Genomic DNA, 19,403 nt, shown 5'->3' with positions numbered 1-19,403 from the left:
AGGGAATAGGGAATAGGGAATAGGGAATAGGGAATAGGGAATAGGGAATAGGGAATAGGGAATAGGGAATAGGGAATAGGGAATAGGGAATAGGGAATAGGGAATAGGGAATAGGGAATAGGGAATAGGGAACCCACCCCTAACCCCGACCGTGGAGGGGAATAATTGATAATTTCTGTATGATAATTGATTTAATTTTTGATTTTTGGAGATGTCTAATAATAGTAAGTATTTTAGATACTAAAGTCCAACTACAAACAAAAATTTTATTATAAGTAATTATCCGAACATGATATTAGGTGACTGTAATAAAATTTTATAAAAATGATATTACAAATAGTATGATACTAGATGAAATACTTACTTAAGTAATTAATAATTGGCAATAGATAGACATCTTCAATCATCAAAAATCAAATCAATTATTGCACTATATAATACATGAAATTTTTCCCCCGACTCCCGACCCCCTCTTTTCTGGAAATGATATTACAAATAGTATGATACTAGATGAAATACTTACTTAAGTAATTAATAATTGGCAATAGATAGACATCTTCAATCATCAAAAATCAAATCAATTATTGCACTATATAATACATGAAATTTTTCCCCCGACTCCCGACCCCCTCTTTTCTGGAAATGATATTACAAATAGTATGATACTAGATGAAATACTTACTTAAATAATTAATAATTGGCAATAGATAGACATCTTCAATCATCAAAAATCAAATCAATTATCCCACTATATAATACATGAAATTTTTCCCCCGACTCCCGACTCCCGACTCCCTCTTTTCTGGAAATGTCTAATAGTTTAACTGACAACTGCGTATGTAGATAGTATTGCGGTCGTAAGACAGTTGAGTGGTATATACTAAAAATCATCTTCAAATACTATCTAAATTTATGAATGTTAACATTAAATCCTTAAAAATGCGATTCTATGGAGCTAAAGACATAGACAACCTAGCTCAATTGAGTAGATTGTCCGAGCAAGAACGTCTAGCAATGAAAGCTGTCGCCCAAGTTTTGCCCTTCCGAACCAACAATTATATAGTGGAGCAATTAATTGATTGGGATAATATTCCTGACGATCCAATTTTCCGGTTGACTTTTCCTCATCAAGAAATGCTAGATTCACAAGACTGTAATCCTATGATTCAGCTTTTAACAGAAAATGCTCCTAAAGCTGTTTTAAAAGAGGCAGCTAATGAAATTCGTCGGCGACTCAATCCTCATCCAGCAGGACAAAAAGAGTACAATGTTCCCACCCTCAATGGCCAACCTGTCCCCGGAATTCAGCACAAATATCGAGAAACAGTCTTAATTTTTCCGACAGCGGGGCAAACTTGCCATGCTTACTGTACTTTCTGCTTTCGCTGGCCTCAATTTGTAGGACTTGATGACTTAAAATTTGCCACCCGTGAATCAGGAATCTTTCAACAATATCTACAACAGCATCAAGAAGTCAGCGATGTCTTGCTTACAGGGGGCGATCCGATGACCATGAAAGCATGGCAACTTGCTCTATATATTGAACCTCTACTAGAACCAGAGTTTGACCACATCCAAACAATTCGTATTGGCACAAAATCCATTTCCTACTGGCCTTATCGTTATGTCACTGATGAAGATGCTGATAATACGTTGCGCTTGTTTGAAAAGATAGTCCAACGAGGCAAACATTTGGCAATAATGGCTCACTACGAACATTGGAAGGAGTTGGATACCCCAGTTGCTCAAGCAGCAATTCGACGCATTAGAGCTACGGGGGCACAAATTCGTACCCAAGCACCTTTAGTACGCCACATCAATGATTCGGCAGAGACTTGGGCGAAAATGTGGCAAATGCAGGTGAGTTTGGGTTGTATTCCTTACTATATGTTTGTGGAGCGACAAACAGGCGCAAAGGACTATTTTGAAATTCCTTTGGTGCGGGGTTGGGAAATTTACCGAGAGGCGATACAACAAGTTTCGGGTTTGGCAAGAACCGTAAGAGGTCCGGTAATGTCAGCTTTACCAGGAAAAGTAGCTATTGATGGTGTTTCTGAAATTGGTGGAGAAAAGGTCTTTGTATTGTCGTTTTTGCAAGGTCGTGAATCTGACTGGTGCAAGCGACCGTTTTTTGCTCGTTTTGATGCAGATGCTACTTGGTTGAACGATCTTAAACCTGCTTTTGAGGAGGATAAGTTTTTCTACGAGAATCAGCTTGAAGAAATTTTGACTCGGAAGTCGTTGAAAGACTAGATTTACAGAGACAAATTACTGCGTAGAACTGACGCAGGAGTAAGGAAGAGAATTAAAGCTAGTGGCATCACCACTTGTTTATCAGAGGTATTTATCCGTTCTACTGGTATTTAAACATTTGCTGGTCGAAAAAATGCGTCAAAGACAGTCTAGACAAATGTAGGTGGGACTAGATATGCGATATAATCTTAGGAAACTGCTAGACTAGATGATGTTTCTCCTGTGTCCGATAATAGTGAAGTAAAAGGAAGTAAAAATGATTCGACAAGAAGACGTGAGAATTATTCTCAAAGAGGGAGAGGCACTCAAATATGACCGAAAAGATTATCTAAAATTTCACGAGGAACTTTCATCAAAAGACCGAGAAACTACTATTTTATTTCAAGAGGAACCAATTTTTGATGCTTTGGTTCCTCAAGGAGTTTTTAACCCCTATGGCGGTATAGCTGCTCAAGCTTTTATGAGCGGTATTTTGAATGAAATAGTTAATGCCAAGGGAAAAAGGGTACTCGACCTCGGATGTGGTTGTGGAGTTATTGGTTTGTGTTGCCTGTTTAAAGAAAGTGCTAAAGTGGTTTTTTCCGACCTTCATCCCAATATTATGCCACTAAAAAATAATCCTTTAATCCGAGAACAAGATGAGGTGAAAGTACAAGATTTATGCGTGGAAGAAAAAGATAATTCCTATGATTTAGCGTTTATGTCGTTTCCCAGTCGTTCCATCGATCGCCTGATGGAAGCAGACTCCTATGAAATAGGAATATTAAGGAATGATGATTTGGTTTTTCGGGCGATCGAGCAGGTAGGGCGAGTATTAGCACCTGGGGGAGAATTTGTCTTTTTTTACCGAATATTTAACAATAGCTTCCCACTATATTTGGAGGTGATGTCAAAGTTAGCGGCACATTTCGACTTGACTACTCTTAAGTTGCTATGGTATGCAGGGGAAAACGACGGACATGGTTGATTGCTTTCTGTAGATAAATATTCTGGGTAAGAGTCAGGAAGAGGGAAGAACGAATAAGGAAGAAGGAAGAAGATTTACACAAATGATACCAGCGGACATGATATTACACTATCAGGACTTACGCAAATTGACTTTTAAACGACCATCTGTAGGGGTAAATAGTATTCTTTCTAGCCATAAGTAGACTCTGTGTAAGTCCTGATGATACAGCAGATTCCATTTTAGTGAGGTACACCTGTCGCGGGCAAGATGCCCGCACTTGCATTCATTTAATCCCACATTCCGCACTTCAAGAGCGTATCATTAAAAGTAGTATATAAATCCGTAGTTTCGTAAGTATTTATACTATGCAAATCATCTCAATTACTTTTTTCGTTCATCTGACTTCTGACTTCTGACTTCTGACTTCTGACTTCATTAGTCTCCCACAACTTTTTTCATATAATCCCCCCATAATTGAGCCGCTTGTCCGCTACTGCTATAGGTAGGAGAGTTATCATCATTTCCTAACCAAATACCTGTCACCATACTTTTGTTAGGAATATAACCAACAAACCATAAATCTACTCCTCGATTAGTTGTACCCGTTTTACCAGCTTCATCTAATCCTACATAAGCTCCACGACCAGTACCATATTGCACTACTCCTTGGAGCATTTGAGTCATGGTATCCGCTATTTGTGGTCGTAAAATCTGGCGGTTAGCTTGAATATCTCCTTGAGGGTTTTCACAGTTTGGGTCTGAATTATAGGAATAAATACAACGACAAGTGTAGATATTATTGCGATCGCTACAGTCGCTACTATCAATAATCTTTCTAATGGTATGAGGACGGTTTCCTACTCCACGATTAGCGATCGCGCCATAAGCACCAGTCATTTCTAAGACGTTAACTTCATTTTGACCCAAAATTAATCCTGGTACAGCATCTAACTTAGATTTAACCCCTAAACGCTTTGCCATCCTGACTACATTACCTAAACCAACTTGTTGAGCAACTCGCAAAGCTACCACATTTTCAGAAAGTGCTATTCCAGTGTACATATTTGTATTGCCGCCACTGCGTTGACAACCTCCGTAAGTTTGACCCATCCATCTCAGAGAATTACAAGAATATAATCTTGTTGGTGGTATCCCTCTTTCCAAAGCAGCAGCGTAGGCAAAAACTTTAAAAGTAGATCCTGGTTGACGTTGTGCTTGAGTTGCCCGGTTAAACTGACTCTGCTGATAATCTGCACCCCCAGTCAAGGCAATGACTTCTCCATTTTTAGAGTCTATTGTGACTACCGCACCTTGGGAAAAATTAGCATAAGACCCAGCATTGTTAATTGCATCTTTTAAACTTGTTTCTGCTGTAGTTTGAATTTCTGGATTTAAAGCTGTTTGAACAACAAAATTTCCTTCTCTAGCTAAGTCTTCTCCTAATAATTCTTCCAGTTCGCTAAATACATAACTATAATAATAGGGTGCTATTGTACTTTGGAGAATTTCTATAGCTTTAGGATTAATTTCTACCCGCGATCGCCTTGCTCTATCTGCTTCTTGTTGGTCGATCATCCCCAAAGTGAGCATTCGATAAATTACTCCATCTCTTTTTTCTATAGCTAATTGATAATTTTCTACGGGATTAAAAGTATTAGGTGCTGGTAAAATTCCTACTAATGTTGCTGCTTCTGATAAAGTTAAATCTTGAGCGCTTTTACCAAAATAAAATCTAGAGGCATCTTCAAATCCGTATAAATCTAACCCCAAATAAACCTTATTCAGATAATTTAATAATACATCGTTTTTACTATAAAAAGCCTCTATTTTTAAAGATACTATTGCCTCTCGTACTTTTCTGCCCAGAGAATCTTCTGTACCTACATAGTCACGAAAGACACTTCTTGCTAATTGTTGAGTTACTGTACTTCCGCCTTGGCTTATACCATCTGCCCTCAAATTTGTCAATACTGCTCTAGTAATTCCGATGGGGTCTACGCCGAAATGCCAATAAAAGCGACTATCCTCAGAAGCAATAACTGCATCAGGTAAATATTTAGAGAATTTAGATATGCGTCCTAATTCATAATGGGCATTTCTGTAGGTGGGACGTAGAGGAGTTTGTCCATCACGAGCATAGACAACTACTGGGCCAGTAATTGGATTAGGTAAAGGGTCTACCTGAAATTTTGTCCATTCCAGCAAAATAATTAAACTGATTAAAGCGGTTAATCCAGAAATGCCAAATATACCGTAACGGAATCCTTGAATGTACCAAGCAGGAGGGTCTACATATCGAAGTTTAACAGTATCAGCTAATGCTGGTGGTCCTAAAGTTAGAACATCGCCGTGACGTAAGGGAAGACGAGAAATCTTTTTTTTCCCATTGTAGAGACCATTAGCAGAATTCTCATCTTTAACTACATAAGGAGCGTTAGATTTATTAGTATTTTTGGAGACAGACAGATGAATTTTACTAATCAGGGGATTACGAATGACAATATCACAAGCTTGGGAAGAACGGCCTAGTAAATAGCGATCGCCCAAAAGAGGATATTTTTTAGCTGGAGTATTCTCTGTTTCCTGTATCCAGAGTTCGGGTAATTTAGCATTAGGTCTCAGTGCTAGTCGGGAAAAGTTGACATTGGCATGAATAGTTTTAACCACTTGGGTAATATTGCCCAAGAGAGTTTGAGAATTACGAGGAGGCCGTGAATAATTCATAACTAAAGGGAACAGGGAACAGAGAGTTAACGAAGTCAAAAGTCAAAAGTCAAAAGTCAGAAGTTAGAAATTATTTTTGTAACAGGAGGCTTAAATCTCCCTCCAAAAATATTTCGCCTTAAAAGGCAGGGTATTATACAAATTTGAAAAAAGAATGCTTTGAAGAAGGAGACAGGAGACAGGAGACAGGAGACAGGAGGAAAATTACTTGGGATTCTAACCCCAAGTAATTTTGAACACCGTGTAGACGGTGGGGTATTAAACCCACAAAGAAAATGATAAAAAGGTAGACCTCTATCGAATATACTTAAAAATAGCTATTCCAGTTCATTTTAGATAGCTATTTATATTGTTTTTCCCTTTTTTTCAAGATTTCAACCTTCTTCCTTCTTTCCTCTTCCTTTTTTCGTACGGACGTTGCATAAGGGCGTCCCTACCATTTGTAACAAACATTTATCAAATTGGTATTATGCCCAATTATTTTGATAAAAAAGCGTTTACTGGCGGAATGCTGCGCAAACAGAAGTTCAGCAGTCAGCTTTGCGCGTATGCGGAGCATTCTGGAACGGAAAGGGTATAAGCAACCCAAACTTTTTCTGACAGACTGCTCCTTCATTAATTGATAATTGATAATTACCTCGGGTTTTAACCGCTACGGAATTGAACATAAGGAAATATTATTTCTTTTTTTCCCCTGAAAAGGGGAGGCTTCAAGGCGCGAATTATTTAATTATTAATTATTAATAATCCGGTAAACAGATACCATTATCTATAGCACTACATTTTTAGGCTGAAGCGCTGAAGCGCGCTCTAACTAATAGCTAGTTAACCCAATTTTTCAGTAATTTACTTGAGAATTAACTGACATCCCAAGCTACAACATAATAGAAACTGTAACTTAAGGATGTCTACAATATGCTTATTTAATTTTACTGGCGAATATCACAAATTGATGTTAATCATACCACACTTTTAATCTAATCCAGCATCAGTTACTGCCCCTAAACTACTAGAAGATACTAACTTCGCATATTTGGCTAATACACCTCTGGTATACCGGGGTGCTGGAGGTTGCCATCCTTGACGACGTTGTTGTAGTTCCTCATCAGAAATATTTAACTGTAGCAAACGCTTGTGAGCATCAATAGTAATCATATCTCCTTCCTTTATCAGAGCGATCGCGCCACCGACTGCTGCTTCTGGAGCTACATGACCAACTACCATACCGTAAGTACCACCAGAAAACCTACCATCAGTAATCAATCCTACTTTATCTCCTAAACCAGCACCGATAATAGCCGAAGTTGGTGCCAACATTTCTCGCATTCCCGGTCCACCTTTCGGTCCTTCATAACGGACTACAATAATATCTCCTGCTTGAATTTTTCCTGCTAATATTGCTTCTAAGCAGTTTTCTTCTGACTCAAATACTCTTGCTGGACCTGTTATTTCTGGGTTCTTGACTCCTGTAATTTTAGCAACAGCTCCCTCAGTTGCGAGATTTCCCTTGAGAATAGCTAAATGTCCTTGAGCATACATCGGATTATTCCAAGGGCGAATCACATCTTGGTTAGAAGGTGGTTCAGAAGGTATATCTGCTAACTGCTCTCCAATAGTTTTACCTGTTATGGTTAAAGCATCTGGGTGAAGTAGGTCATGTTCTAGGAGCATTTTCATTACTAGAGGGATGCCACCTGCTTGATGTAAATTTGTTGTAACGTATCGACCGCTTGGTTTGAGGTCGCATAACACAGGCACTCTTGCTCGAATAGTTTCAAAATCATCAATGGATAATTCTACATTAGCAGCATGAGCAATGGCTAAGAAATGTAAAACTGCATTAGTGGAACCTCCAACTGCGGTAATTACCGAAATTGCGTTTTCTATAGCCTTGCGGGTAATTATTTGACGAGGTAAAATTTGTTTGCGGATAGCCTCTACTAGAATTTTGGCTGACTCCTCGGTACTATCAGCTTTTTCTGCATCTTCGGCCGCCATAGTTGATGAATACATCAGACTCATCCCCATTGCTTCAAAAGCTGAAGACATAGTATTTGCAGTGAACATTCCTCCACAAGACCCAGCACCAGGACAAGCTCTACGTTCAATTTCTTTGAGCTCTGTTTCATCAATTTTTCCAGCACTGTATTTTCCTACTGCTTCAAAAGCACTAACTACGGTTAAGTCTTCACCATTATAGTTACCTGGTTTGATAGTACCACCATAGACAAATATCGCAGGAATATTCATTCGAGCGATCGCTATCATTGCTCCTGGCATATTTTTATCACAACCGCCAATAGCTAAAACTCCGTCCATGGCCTGGCCATTACAAACTGTTTCGATGGAGTCGGCAATAACATCCCTAGAAACGAGAGAATATTTCATTCCCTCAGTCCCCATAGAAATACCATCGCTAATGGTAATTGTGCCAAATATTTGTGGCATTGCCCCTGCTTGTTTGGTTCCTGCCATGGCCCGCATGGCCAAATCATTGATACCCATATTGCAGGGGGTAATAGTGCTATAAGCGTTTGCTACTGCGACGATCGGTTTAGTAAAGTCTGAATCTTCAAAACCTACAGCTCTGAGCATAGCTCGGTTAGGAGAACGTTGTACTCCTTTTGTTATTAATTGGCTTCTGACATTCTCTGGCATAGTATTTTTTTTGTTGTACTTATGTTCTTGATTTTCTCAGAAGATTAGCGTGGTTTTTGAGATATTTACAATAAGATTACTAAATTTAAGCCCTTAATTTGGTGTCTGTAATTTGATCTTTTCCCTTATGGGTTTAATACCCCACTGTCTACAGGGTGCAAATGCGGTTGCTGAGGGACCAATCCCCATAGACCACATTCTCCTGACTACTTCTTCAACGGAATATATAGGAAAGCGAAAAGTTTTACAGAAAAAGCTGGTTAATAAGTTAATTAGGTATATGTAGGGTTTCTCTTTTGCTTTTGTAAATTAGTAATGTCCTAGTTTAAATATAAAATGTAAAATAGAAAATAGTTTGAGGCGGTGCAAATGGAGGCGGAAGAAATTCTAAAACAGTATGCAGAAGGGGAAAGAAATTTTAAAGGTATTACCCTAGTAGGGGTAGATTTAAGGGGAGCTGATTTAAGTAATAGTAACTTTACTAGGGCAAACTTCCGTAATATAAAACTTATGGGTGCTAACCTATGTGGAGTTAATCTCAGAGAAGTGTATTTAGGGGATGCTGATCTTAATGGGGCTAATTTGAGTGAAGCTAATTTGATTGGAGCGAGTCTGGTGAAAACTGACTTAAATAACGCTGATTTGAGTGAGGCTAATTTACGGGGTTCTAATTCTAGGGAAGCTAATTTCAGTCAAGCTAATTTAAGAGGTGCTAACCTGACGGAAGCTAATTTCAGTCAGGCTAATTTAACGGCAGCTAATTTAACTGCAGCTACAATGATTCGCGTTAATTTGATCAGAGCTATTTTAAATGGCTCAAGTTTAGAGTCTGCGAATTTAACAAATGCCTTGATGAATGAGTCAATCTTAGAAGAGGCCAATCTAAGTAATGGCATTCTGAGTGGGGCAATGTTAAGTAGGGCTAATCTGAGTGAAGCTGAATTGAGCAAATCTACTACTATTGGAGCTACTCTGAGTGAAGCTAATTTAAGTGGAGCGAAACTACGAACTGCTAATGTTAGTTGGACTACTTTTCGAGGAGCTAATATGAGTGGGGCTAATTTATTTCGGGCTAATTTAAGTTGGTCAAATCTGACGGGAGCAATATTAATTAAAGCTGTATTGATTGATGCGAAGCTAAATAAAACTAATCTACGAGATGCAGATATGAGGGGAGCAATTATGCCTGATGGTACAACTTGTCCTTAAAAGAGATTATTGTTGCTGATACCGTTTCACGGAAGTTATAAGTCAAAAGTCAAAAGTCAAAAGTGATGAATTAAAATTTTATAGAAGCTCAAAACTTTGATGCTACATCAACAATTAATAATTAATAAATAATTAATAATTAATAATTACCTCTCCTTGAAAAGAAGAGGATTGACTCCAAGGAAAAATTTTTATTGTTTCTCCTTTAAAGGAGAGGCTTTAAATCTTAATTATTCGGTAATTTACGGAAGTTATTTAACATTTAAAGGAGCGAAACTATTTGTGACATACCTAAAGTGAATTGGTATTAACACTATAATTTTAATATTTTTTTATTTTATATGTTTTATTTGACAGATAACAATGATATTAAAAAATGTATTGAACAATTAGCTACTGCTAATATACTTTGGATTGATACAGAAGTTGCTGATTATAATACTCGTAAACCTAGATTGTCTTTGATTCAAATATTAGCTGAATCCCAAGATTTGGTGGGCGCTCTCGTTTATATTTTGGATGTTTTAGATAATCCCGATTTAACTAACTTTTTGATCGATCAAATAATGGTTGAACCTAATATTGAGAAGGTATTTCATAATGCTAGGTTTGATATTAAGTTTTTGGGTAAAAATGAAGCTAAAAATATTACTTGCACTTGGGAAATAGCGAAAAAATTACCTTATTATTTTTTGCCTATTCCTAATTTAAAACTGAAGACATTAGTTGAAAATTTAACTGGTTTTAAAAATATAGATAAAGAAATACAGGGAAGTGATTGGGGACAACGTCCACTGACAGAAAAACAGTTAGAATATGCGAAAATGGACTGTGTTTATTTAGCTCAAGTACATTTAGGTTTGTTAGAGTTAATTAAGCAAAATAATTCTGAACCTACTGCTGAAAATTTAGATGAACTAAGTCAAAGATATCAAGATATTTTACATGAATGGAAATTGTTAGATTCAGAAATTACCCATATACTTGAGCGGATAAAATTAGCTATGCAGGCACAGAATATTTCTGAAACTTCAACTTTTAAATTATCACCTACAGAACGAGTTACTCAAAAAGTTAATTTTGCTGAGTTGGCAGCGATCGTACAAAATCAGGAAATAGATTTAGATTTTCCGATTACTGTTACTCAAAAATTACAAAAAGATTTTGGAGATATTATGAATAAAATTTCGGTAAATAAAGAGAAAAATTCTAGCTGGAAATTGACTGTTAAAAATTTATCCGATATTAACTAGCCTATCAGCTTAAGTTAAAATTACCATTTAAATTGCATTTCTATGTTGCTGATTATGGGTATGATTTAATAATTTTGTATTTGGGATTTTTGATTTTGGATAGTTTGAACCACTTGTTAATATTAACTATTCCCTGTTCCCTATTCCCTATAAACCGAAGCTGAGTGCTGATTGCTGATTGCTGATTGCTTTTTAATCAGCCATATTAGTTAGAAAAATTAAAATAATTAAAAATAATTTGATTTGATAAATCTGTAGACTAAATAACTTTTTTATCCTACTCTTAAATTAATAGCAAAGCTGCTAAATATTGATAGTTTAAATATCAATAACTAAATACATATTATTGAGGAAAAGTCAAGATGATGCAAGCTAAAGATATTATGACCACAGAGGTTGAAAAAATTCGTGGTTCGGCGACAGTAGCTGATGCTGTGAAGAAAATGAACGATCTCTGTCTGCGTGCTCTAATTGTAGAACGCCGTCACGAGCAAGATGCTTATGGTATTATCACAGAGGCAGATATTGTTTATAAGGTTGCTGCTTACGGCAAAGACCCTAAACAAGTGCGAGTTTATGAAATTATGACTAAACCTTGCATTGTTGTTAATCCCGATTTAGGTGTAGAATATGTAGCGAGATTATTTGCTAATACAGGTATACATCGAGCACCTGTAATTAAGGATACGTTACTTGGTATTATTTCAATTACAGATATTTTAAGCAAAAGCGATTTTGTGGAGAAACCAAAATCTGTAATGCTTGAAAGGAGAATAGAAGCAGCTATTGAAGAAGCAAGGAGTATTTGTGCGGAAAAAGGTGTGACTTCTAAAGAATGTGCAGCAGCTTGGGATATTGTAGAAGAGTTACAAGCTGAAGCTGCTCATCAAAAGGCAGAAAGACTGGAAAAAACTGCTTTCGATATATATTGCGAGGATAACCCAGAAGCTGCTGAAGCACGAAATTACGATGTTTAGGGTTTGCGCTCAAAAGTTTTTTAGTAGGGGTAGGAGACAGGAGACAGGAGACAGGAGACAGGAGACAGGAGACAGGAGACAGGAGACAGGAGGCAGGAGGCAGGAGAAATGGGAATGAGCGAGGAGCTAGGAGTAAGAATTGTCCCAAGATTGTTCTGTCCAAATCTTGACCAAAATCCGCTCCTAAATTGAACCATTACCACTTAAAACCTCGCACTTTTTGATACTTAAAAAGGCTAAAACTTTTATCTATAAAGACTTTTAGATTATATCGGTAAGCCCTATTTAGTTTCAACTTTTTCGCGATCGATGTTAGCAGGGAGCAAGCAACAGTGGGAAAACATTTCCCTGTCTAAGGTCGATCATCATTTCAGTTATCAGTTATACCAATTTTATAAATGTTTGCTACAAATAGGTAGGGTACTTCTTAGGAGTCAGGAGTCAGTCCTCAGGAGTCAGAATGAATAGATTTAATACCAGTTTTTAGGTCATAAATTCTCTTTTTTGTCAAAGGGAAATTTCCTGCAAAATTTTTTTATTGCACTTATTATTCGTAACATTCTTTTTTCAAATTGGTATTATATCATGTCCGGATAATTAGCGATAGAACTCCGTTCCGCTCACGCGACCAAAAAACCTTTTCCCTTCTTCCTTCTTCCTTTTCCCTTCTTGCTTCTTCCTTTTCCCTTCTTGCTTCTTGCTTCTTGCTTCTTGCTTCTTGCTTCTTGCTTCTTGCTTCTTGCTTCTTGCTTCTTGCTTCTTGCTTCTTGCTTCTTGCTTCTTGCTTCTTGCTTCTTGCTTCTTGCTTCTTGCTTCTTGCTTCTTGCTTCTTGCTTCTTCCTTCTTCCTTCTTCAAGATGATAATTTCTCGACAAATTTTTGATGTTCTGCTGTAGCTAACCCAAGTTGTACAACTTCAATTACTTTAATTAAATTTCCTATTAATAAAGCTGCTTTATCTAACCATAAACCAGGAAAAAATTCACTACAAATTATTCCCTCAGAATTAGGTTTAAGCTGAATATATTCCCCTTCTTTTAAGTTATACCAATCAATTTCTCCATCTTCGACGCGCCAAACCAGATATTCTTGAACTTGATTACGACGATAGATTTTCTTTTTTTCATGTACATCAATAGAAACAGTACTAGCAGCAATTTCTACTATTAATTCCGGCGCTCCTTCCACATAACCATCTTCACTAATAACTGACTGCCCACCATTTTCAATTCGCAGTAAAGCATCGGGTTGAGGTTCATTATCTCCATCTAAACGAACAGTAGAATTATCACCAAGTTCTATACCTGGAGTTGCTGACCAATAAATACCTAACCAAGTCATAATTCGTGCATGAGGATTACCATGTTTTGTAATTCGTAAAGGAGATGCCATATAAACTATTCCCTCAATTAATTCTGCTTTTTTAACATTTGACTTACTGTAACGATGTTCAAATTCAATTCGAGTTAAGCGATCGCCATTTTCTAGGGTAGGAATTGTTGATTTTAATACTTTATTTTCTAATTCACTTGTCATAACTATTTTGCCTCAATCTACAATTGTAGAGAAAAATGTCACTTACTTGTGGCAACTATTTTATAATTGCGAGGGGGTAAAGTAGTTAGTTTCAATGGCATTTCCATTATACCCCCCGAAGCAATCTCAGTATCAAAAATTCAAAGAAGAGATTGCTTTGACTTTACATTATTTTGTCATCAAAAATACAGGATATGTAGTGTATTTTTATTGCTCTAGGAATTGTCGAGAAGCATGACAAACATGGAGAATGTAAACAATTGGTTCTGAAATTGTAAAAAGTATGCGATAAGTGTTACGTCCTTTTCCATATAAAAGTTGACGTATTTCTTCGGGAAAAAAGTCATTTTCTGGTGCAAGGGAAGATCTTTTTGGACTTTTGTTTAAAGATTCAATTGCGTTAATCAAACCATCAAACCACTTTTCTGCACTCTCTGGGGATACCTGCTCCACGATCCACAAATAAGCTTCTTCTGCTTCTGCTAAAGCTACATCGCTAATTTCAATTTGGTATTCCATGCTTCTGTTTGAGCTTGGTTAATGCTTGCTTTGCTGGAAAAGTGCGTCCCTCTTGCACTGAATTTAAACCTGCCTGAATACCTTCTATTGCTTGTATGCGGTCTACTAATTCTAGTAATTTTTGGTATGACTCTGCATCCTGAACTACTACTTCTGCTTTACCATTAACTGTGAGAATGAGTGGGTTTCCGCTTTCCTTAATTCGCTGCAAGTATTGAGTAGTATTACGTTTGAAGTTAGTGAGGGAGTCAATGTCTTTGGTTATGTCTAGCATTTTGTTACTTAGATAGCTGTTTGGCATCATATTAGCATTTTTTTAGATGCTTGCTAAGTAATATAAGCTACTAGAAAAAAGTAAGAGGCCAATTTTACCACTGAACCTCTATGAATAAAGATTGTAATACTTTGACTGTGCTGTTAACCGAGAACTGAAATGAGTTCCTAAAACTTGTTTCTGTTGATGGCTGAAATGCTTATATGTTTAAGTTTACAAGTCTCTACACGAAAGAAGATATCATTAACAAAAAAATTACCCTGCCAATACCTAGTCACAGGAAAACGTCCCTGCTCAGGTTGGCTGATATTGAACAACCTTGAATCACTATATGACAACCATTTTCCTGCTTCGCGCCATCCTACTTTTTCTCCAAAGTTTTGCGATAGCTCATCATTATACTCTAGCTTCCCAGCCAAACTGTAATAAATTTCACTTTGCACGGAAAAGCCTAATTTATCATCACTGTATTTTTGCCAAAGCAGGTCTATAGTATGGAGGTGTAAACATGAAAATTTTTTAATCGACTCTGTATCTAGCCCGCCTTCTTTTTCTCGGTTAGTAACTTTTAGCATAATATTGAAAGTTTCCCAATCTGCTTCTTTCCATTTCTTTTGTTTGAGTAGATTTTCTAAAGTTGAATACTCTATATTTTCGTTTTTTTCCAGTATTGAAACAGTAATTGTGGCCAAAAATGCGCCCAAAATTCCCGTGAAAATAAATAAGAATGAACGACTTACAAAATCTTTAAAATCCTTAACAGTAGGAAGAGTTTTAATTAATTTATTTTTAGCTACCTTTGGCGATGAAGATTTTTTTCCTCGATCATTAAATGAACTATTATTATCTGGTTTTGAATAATCTGTCGAGTTACTCAATCTGCTAATTGCATCAACCGCTTCCATATCTGAACCAGAAGCAGCCATATTAACTCGAATCCATAATTGTCTAGCTAGTTCAATATTTTTCTCTACCTCAGCTCGATAAGCATCATTTCTAAGTGTAACAATATCACTCAAATTTGCATTTTTTTCTAACAAGATTAAATGATATTTAGTAGCAGGTTCAACAATAGCATAAGGAGTTTGCCGAGGCTTTCTAAATTGACGATTAATATCAGGAACTCGATAACGTAAACGATTATTTAATCTTTCAACAGTGGCACAATTACCTTCACCTTGAATTCTTAATGCTTCTAATAAAGAATAAGTAAAAGCACCCTGTTTTATCCTTTCATCCTCAATTTCATAAGACTTTTCATTAGGACTACAAGAAGCAATTGTAATTACTCCTTTTTGCTTTTCTTCACCTATACCTAAACCTTTTGAACTTTCCTGACTGCGACAAGCATCTAGAAATAAAATTACATTATCTGCTCCACATCGCCTTAGTCTTTCTGTCACTAAATAAAGGGGAATAGCAGTATCTTCTACTCCATCTGGATGAGGGTCAGCATCAGCAGGCATTAAATAATCTCGGTCACTAAAACGCATTCCATGACCGCTATAAAAGAACCAGAAATTATCACCAGCAGATAAAAATTCTTTGTTAAATCTTACTCGTAAAAATATTTTGAGCGTGCCATAAGTTGGTTGAGAATTAAAAGGTTTACCTGCATCATTAATTTCAGGAGAATTATCAGTAAATAAATAAACTTTCTCAAAACCTGCTTCATTGAGAAAATAATCCCGCATTAATTCAGCATCTCTCTGAGCATATTGAAGGGTTGGCATATTATCATAATTATTAATTCCAACACAAATAGCCCAATTTTTTGCCATACCTTAAGACTCCTTACGTTCTAATTTTAGTTTAATTGCCCCTTTACTTCCAGCTTTTCCACCAATACCAAATAAAGTAACTTGACCTTCTCCATTAATTTCAACTGATAATTCAATTTCTTTTAATTTAACATTAGAAGATTCTTGATTTGTCTGGTCAAATACATATTCAATAACTTCAAGAAATTCAGACATTTCTCGTTTCAAATCTTCAGCTTTAATCTGAAATCTTTTTCTACTTGATTCGGGAGATTCTGCTGGCCAATCATTATAATCAGGTCCCGTATCTATTGAATGTTTTTTTCCAGAAGTTTCATCGGCAATAATCCAAATTGTCTTGTCTTTCATAATAATAATTAGTTCTGATTCTTAAGGTTTTGGGCATTTTTGAGTGGCTGTCACCAATATAATTTTTATATTCTAGCTTATTCAATTAGGGTATCTACCCAGAAGCTTTTGTAGGTTGGGTTGAGGAACGTTAGCGCTAGCTTATCCGCAGGATAAACCCAACATAATAGAGTTGTCGCTAAACAGATGAAAAAAATCGCTCAAATTAAGACACAGTCGTATATAAAGTTATAAGTATCAGTTTTTCTTGGATTACACTGGTGCTTAAGCAAACCTAAAGTATAGTAGCCCGTGTAGGTTTGGTTCAGGAAGGTTAGCGTAGCCGATCCGCAGGATACCCAATATATCAGGACTTACGCAAAGACACTGTGTATAGAGTCCAGTAACTATTGGAAAATAGTTATGAGTACTATATATAGCGTATCTGCGTAAGTCCTATATATATTAGATTATAGGTATCGGTTTTTGTTGGGTTGCGCTGGCGCTTAACCCAACCTACAGAACTAATAAAAACTCCCAGAATATTCGACTCAAATATCTAGGAGTTTTGTCAATTTTTCCCTATCTAACTAACTCTATTCCACCACTTTTTTCTCCTCTTCATTCAAACTAATTTTTGTATCTTCATCAGACTTTTCCGCAGCTTTTGTCAATTCAAAAATTGGTGGTTCTAAATCAGGAATAGGTACTTCAAAACCTGGTGGTAAAGGTGGCAGTTGTGGTACACCAGAATCTAATTCTTTAGTTTGTTTCACCAACTCATTAATACTTATTTCCGGTACAGGTGGTATTTCAGTAACTTTCAACGCTGTCATCAAATTTACCAAAGCAAACTGAATATGAGTATCTGGGTTTTTCGCAACCCACCCATCCTTTGTTAACTGTCGCATTTCAAAATGTAAGTGGGGACCTGTAGACATTCCCGTACTACCAACTCGCCCAATAACTTCACCTTGCTTCACAACTTCTCCTGGTTTCACAAAAATTTCTGATAAGTGACCGTAGAGAGTTTCCAATGATTTTTTCTGGTGGTCTAAAACCACAGTTACACCATAACCTCCTAACCAGTCAGCGATCGCTACTTGACCTGCATAAGTTGCAACTACTGGGGTTCCTGTTGGCGCTCCTAAGTCTGTACCTGTGTGAAATTTCTTATAACCTAATATTGGATGTTGTCTCCAACCAAAAAATGAAGTTATCGGTGCGGGGATAGATAGAGGAAATATTATTCTAGTGTTACCATTTCCTGGTACTGCTGGCGGCCGCATGGTGCGGTTGTAATATGCTAAACCTGACTGAGTAATGGGGTTGTCAAATAAACCCTGCACCTGAGCTGGTAAAACTGCAGCGACTTCTACTCCTTGTGAAGAACCTGAGTGATGACTTGGAGTATAGGAAGTACTGGTGTAATAACTGCTTTGACTGGAGGATGAACCAGAGTAGTAGCTACTTTGACTATAACTAGAAGTGTCTGAATAATAATTGTTGTTGGAGGCGTAATAGTTGTTATCGTAGGATGAGTTTTGATAGTTATTTTGATATGAGTCTTGATAGTTATTTTGAGAATAGTAACTTTGTTGAGTTTCCCCACTCCATGAGTTGTTGGATGCTGTTTGAGCAGGAGCACTCCAGTTATTAGTCTGAGCAGGAGCGCTCCAATTATTTGTTGCAGTTGTAGAACTCCAGTTATTAGTCTGAGTAGGAGCGCTCCAATTATTATTTTCGGCAACAGCACCCCAATTTTTGTTATTTGTTGGATATTCGGCAATATTATCTGTGGAACGTTCGGAGAAAACTACTGTGTTTGGTGCTTCATAACTTTCTGTTGCACCAGTTTTGTATTCTGTATTATCTATATAAGCGTTGGTTGAACCGTCATAATAATAAAGTTTTTCAGGTTTTGGTAATGTTAGAGGTGGTAACTCCTGATATTTTCGTTGTTTTGATAGGTTGACTCCTGTATTTGTCGGAGGTGCGACATACAAATTTTTCGGCAGATAAATACCACTGTCTGGTTCCGGTTCCGGTTCGGGTTCTGGTTGGGAATAATAATAAGGTTCAGGTTCGTAATAGCTTGGTGCTGGTTGAGAATAATAAGGTTCTGGTTCGTAATAACTTGGCGCTGGTTGGGAATAATAATAAGGTTCTGGTTCGTAATAACTTGGTGCTGGTTGAGAATAATAAGGTTCTGGTTCTGGTTCGTAATAGTATGGTTCCGAATAGTATGGTTCCGAATAACTTGGTGAAGCAGAATAATAAGGTTCGGGTTCGTAATATGGTTGTGAATAATAGGGTTCCGGTTCGTAATATGGTTCAGGTTCGTAATATGGTTCCGGTGTATATGAAGGTGTTGGTTCGTAGTAGGGTTCCGAATAATATGGTTCTGGTGAATAGGATGGTTCCGAATAGGATGTTTGGGGATAATAGTTATCTACTGGAGCAGGTTGATATGATGGCTCATAGTCATACACTTCTATTTCTAAAATTGCCTCTGCTAAAACTATTCCTCTACTCAGCATTCCTAGACTAGCTAGACAACAACCAAGCTGCATAAGAGACTTATGAGTTAGAAGTTTGGTCTGAATAATATTTTGGTTTGGCTTTTTGGTTGTTTCCTGTAGTTCAGTTTTAGACTCTACTGACAGGTGTTGGTTCTCTGATACCATCATTTCCTCACACTATACTTATTACTTTGATTTGAATTGACAATTAAACAGTTTAACAGGCTACCTTTTTCAATAAGTAATTAACACTAGCTGAATAACTTTTTTGCTAATTAGCATCCCAGTTATTGTTAATTATTCTAATTTTTACCGAATAATTAATAATTAAATAATTCTGGTTTAAGAGGTTGTCTGAGAAGTCCCATTTGCTACATCCAAGCCCCCGCGCATCCCCCAAAATTGGGGGACTAGATCAAGC

The 19,403-nt window shown here is 36.9% G+C and carries 15 protein-coding genes; 6 read left to right on the top strand and 9 right to left on the bottom strand.

Features of this window, described 5'->3' with window-relative positions; genetic code table 11:
• Positions 1–912: 912 nt before the first annotated feature.
• Positions 913–2,253: a lysine 2,3-aminomutase gene (locus F6K18_RS01065; RefSeq protein WP_287517825.1), complete on the top strand. Its 1,341-nt coding sequence runs from the start codon at positions 913–915 to the stop codon at positions 2,251–2,253.
• Positions 2,254–2,509: 256 nt separating this feature from the next.
• Positions 2,510–3,220: a methyltransferase gene (locus F6K18_RS01060; RefSeq protein WP_287517824.1), complete on the top strand. Its 711-nt coding sequence runs from the start codon at positions 2,510–2,512 to the stop codon at positions 3,218–3,220.
• A gap of 417 nt (positions 3,221–3,637) precedes the next feature.
• Here the strand turns inward: F6K18_RS01060 and F6K18_RS01055 are convergent, their stop codons facing one another.
• Together F6K18_RS01055 and ilvD are read right to left on the bottom strand one after the other, a co-directional pair.
• Positions 3,638–5,926 carry a transglycosylase domain-containing protein gene (locus F6K18_RS01055; protein WP_287517823.1) on the bottom strand — a complete coding sequence of 763 codons (2,289 nt, stop codon included), beginning with the start codon at positions 5,924–5,926 and terminating at the stop codon, positions 3,638–3,640.
• Between the two features lie 972 nt (positions 5,927–6,898).
• A complete protein-coding gene (gene ilvD / locus F6K18_RS01050; protein WP_287517822.1) occupies positions 6,899–8,584 on the bottom strand; it encodes a dihydroxy-acid dehydratase in 1,686 nt (561 codons plus the stop codon).
• A gap of 369 nt (positions 8,585–8,953) precedes the next feature.
• Here ilvD and F6K18_RS01045 point away from each other — a divergent pair, with 369 nt between their 5' ends.
• The 4 genes from F6K18_RS01045 to F6K18_RS01030 all read left to right on the top strand — a co-directional run bounded on the left by F6K18_RS01045 (position 8,954) and on the right by F6K18_RS01030 (position 12,141).
• Positions 8,954–9,793 carry a pentapeptide repeat-containing protein gene (locus F6K18_RS01045; protein ID WP_124145209.1) on the top strand — a complete coding sequence of 280 codons (840 nt, stop codon included), beginning with the start codon at positions 8,954–8,956 and terminating at the stop codon, positions 9,791–9,793.
• 341 nt (positions 9,794–10,134) lie between these two features.
• The gene (locus F6K18_RS01040) at positions 10,135–11,046 is read left to right on the top strand and encodes a ribonuclease D (protein WP_287517821.1); all 912 of its coding nucleotides are present in this window, start codon (positions 10,135–10,137) and stop codon (positions 11,044–11,046) included.
• A gap of 362 nt (positions 11,047–11,408) precedes the next feature.
• A complete protein-coding gene (locus F6K18_RS01035; protein ID WP_287517820.1) occupies positions 11,409–12,023 on the top strand; it encodes a CP12 domain-containing protein in 615 nt (204 codons plus the stop codon).
• Positions 12,016–12,141: a hypothetical protein gene (locus F6K18_RS01030; RefSeq protein ID WP_287517819.1), complete on the top strand. Its 126-nt coding sequence runs from the start codon at positions 12,016–12,018 to the stop codon at positions 12,139–12,141. The genes F6K18_RS01035 and F6K18_RS01030 overlap by 8 nt, the downstream gene beginning before the upstream one ends.
• A 465-nt stretch (positions 12,142–12,606) precedes the next feature.
• On the opposite strand, the gene F6K18_RS01025 is transcribed toward F6K18_RS01030, so the two are convergent.
• From F6K18_RS01025 to F6K18_RS00995, 7 genes are all read right to left on the bottom strand, one after another.
• Complete coding sequence (locus F6K18_RS01025) at positions 12,607–12,879, bottom strand: hypothetical protein (RefSeq protein ID WP_287517818.1); 273 nt, start codon at positions 12,877–12,879, stop codon at positions 12,607–12,609.
• Entirely contained in the window at positions 12,876–13,559 is a 684-nt protein-coding gene (locus F6K18_RS01020; RefSeq protein ID WP_287517816.1) for a Uma2 family endonuclease, read from the bottom strand. Before F6K18_RS01020 ends, F6K18_RS01025 begins: the two co-directional genes overlap by 4 nt.
• A 207-nt stretch (positions 13,560–13,766) precedes the next feature.
• Complete coding sequence (locus F6K18_RS01015) at positions 13,767–14,078, bottom strand: type II toxin-antitoxin system RelE/ParE family toxin (RefSeq protein ID WP_287517814.1); 312 nt, start codon at positions 14,076–14,078, stop codon at positions 13,767–13,769.
• Positions 14,062–14,352 (bottom strand): type II toxin-antitoxin system Phd/YefM family antitoxin, encoded by a 291-nt coding sequence (locus tag F6K18_RS01010; protein ID WP_287517813.1) that lies wholly within the window; start codon positions 14,350–14,352, stop codon positions 14,062–14,064. Before F6K18_RS01010 ends, F6K18_RS01015 begins: the two co-directional genes overlap by 17 nt.
• A gap of 167 nt (positions 14,353–14,519) precedes the next feature.
• On the bottom strand, positions 14,520–16,133 hold the full coding sequence (locus F6K18_RS01005; protein WP_287517811.1) for a GUN4 domain-containing protein: 1,614 nt from the start codon (positions 16,131–16,133) through the stop codon (positions 14,520–14,522).
• Positions 16,134–16,136: 3 nt separating this feature from the next.
• Positions 16,137–16,481: a hypothetical protein gene (locus F6K18_RS01000; RefSeq protein WP_287517810.1), complete on the bottom strand. Its 345-nt coding sequence runs from the start codon at positions 16,479–16,481 to the stop codon at positions 16,137–16,139.
• Between the two features lie 575 nt (positions 16,482–17,056).
• On the bottom strand, positions 17,057–19,150 hold the full coding sequence (locus F6K18_RS00995; RefSeq protein ID WP_287517809.1) for a peptidoglycan DD-metalloendopeptidase family protein: 2,094 nt from the start codon (positions 19,148–19,150) through the stop codon (positions 17,057–17,059).
• Positions 19,151–19,403: the final 253 nt, after the last annotated feature.

This window comes from Okeania sp. SIO2C2 (assembly GCF_010692625.1).
In the GTDB taxonomy this organism is placed as follows: domain Bacteria; phylum Cyanobacteriota; class Cyanobacteriia; order Cyanobacteriales; family Microcoleaceae; genus Okeania; species Okeania hirsuta.
This window is presented reverse-complemented; position numbering and strand designations above follow the sequence as displayed.

Coding starts and splice junctions, on each gene's coding strand:
- F6K18_RS01065 (WP_287517825.1), top strand. CDS start 913: ATGAATGTTAACATTAAATCCTTAAAAATGCGATTCTATGGAGCTAAA.
- F6K18_RS01060 (WP_287517824.1), top strand. CDS start 2,510: ATGATTCGACAAGAAGACGTGAGAATTATTCTCAAAGAGGGAGAGGCA.
- F6K18_RS01055 (WP_287517823.1), bottom strand. CDS start 5,926: ATGAATTATTCACGGCCTCCTCGTAATTCTCAAACTCTCTTGGGCAAT.
- ilvD (WP_287517822.1), bottom strand. CDS start 8,584: ATGCCAGAGAATGTCAGAAGCCAATTAATAACAAAAGGAGTACAACGT.
- F6K18_RS01045 (WP_124145209.1), top strand. CDS start 8,954: ATGGAGGCGGAAGAAATTCTAAAACAGTATGCAGAAGGGGAAAGAAAT.
- F6K18_RS01040 (WP_287517821.1), top strand. CDS start 10,135: ATGTTTTATTTGACAGATAACAATGATATTAAAAAATGTATTGAACAA.
- F6K18_RS01035 (WP_287517820.1), top strand. CDS start 11,409: ATGATGCAAGCTAAAGATATTATGACCACAGAGGTTGAAAAAATTCGT.
- F6K18_RS01030 (WP_287517819.1), top strand. CDS start 12,016: ATGTTTAGGGTTTGCGCTCAAAAGTTTTTTAGTAGGGGTAGGAGACAG.
- F6K18_RS01020 (WP_287517816.1), bottom strand. CDS start 13,559: ATGACAAGTGAATTAGAAAATAAAGTATTAAAATCAACAATTCCTACC.
- F6K18_RS01015 (WP_287517814.1), bottom strand. CDS start 14,078: ATGGAATACCAAATTGAAATTAGCGATGTAGCTTTAGCAGAAGCAGAA.
- F6K18_RS01010 (WP_287517813.1), bottom strand. CDS start 14,352: ATGCTAGACATAACCAAAGACATTGACTCCCTCACTAACTTCAAACGT.
- F6K18_RS01005 (WP_287517811.1), bottom strand. CDS start 16,133: ATGGCAAAAAATTGGGCTATTTGTGTTGGAATTAATAATTATGATAAT.
- F6K18_RS01000 (WP_287517810.1), bottom strand. CDS start 16,481: ATGAAAGACAAGACAATTTGGATTATTGCCGATGAAACTTCTGGAAAA.
- F6K18_RS00995 (WP_287517809.1), bottom strand. CDS start 19,150: ATGATGGTATCAGAGAACCAACACCTGTCAGTAGAGTCTAAAACTGAA.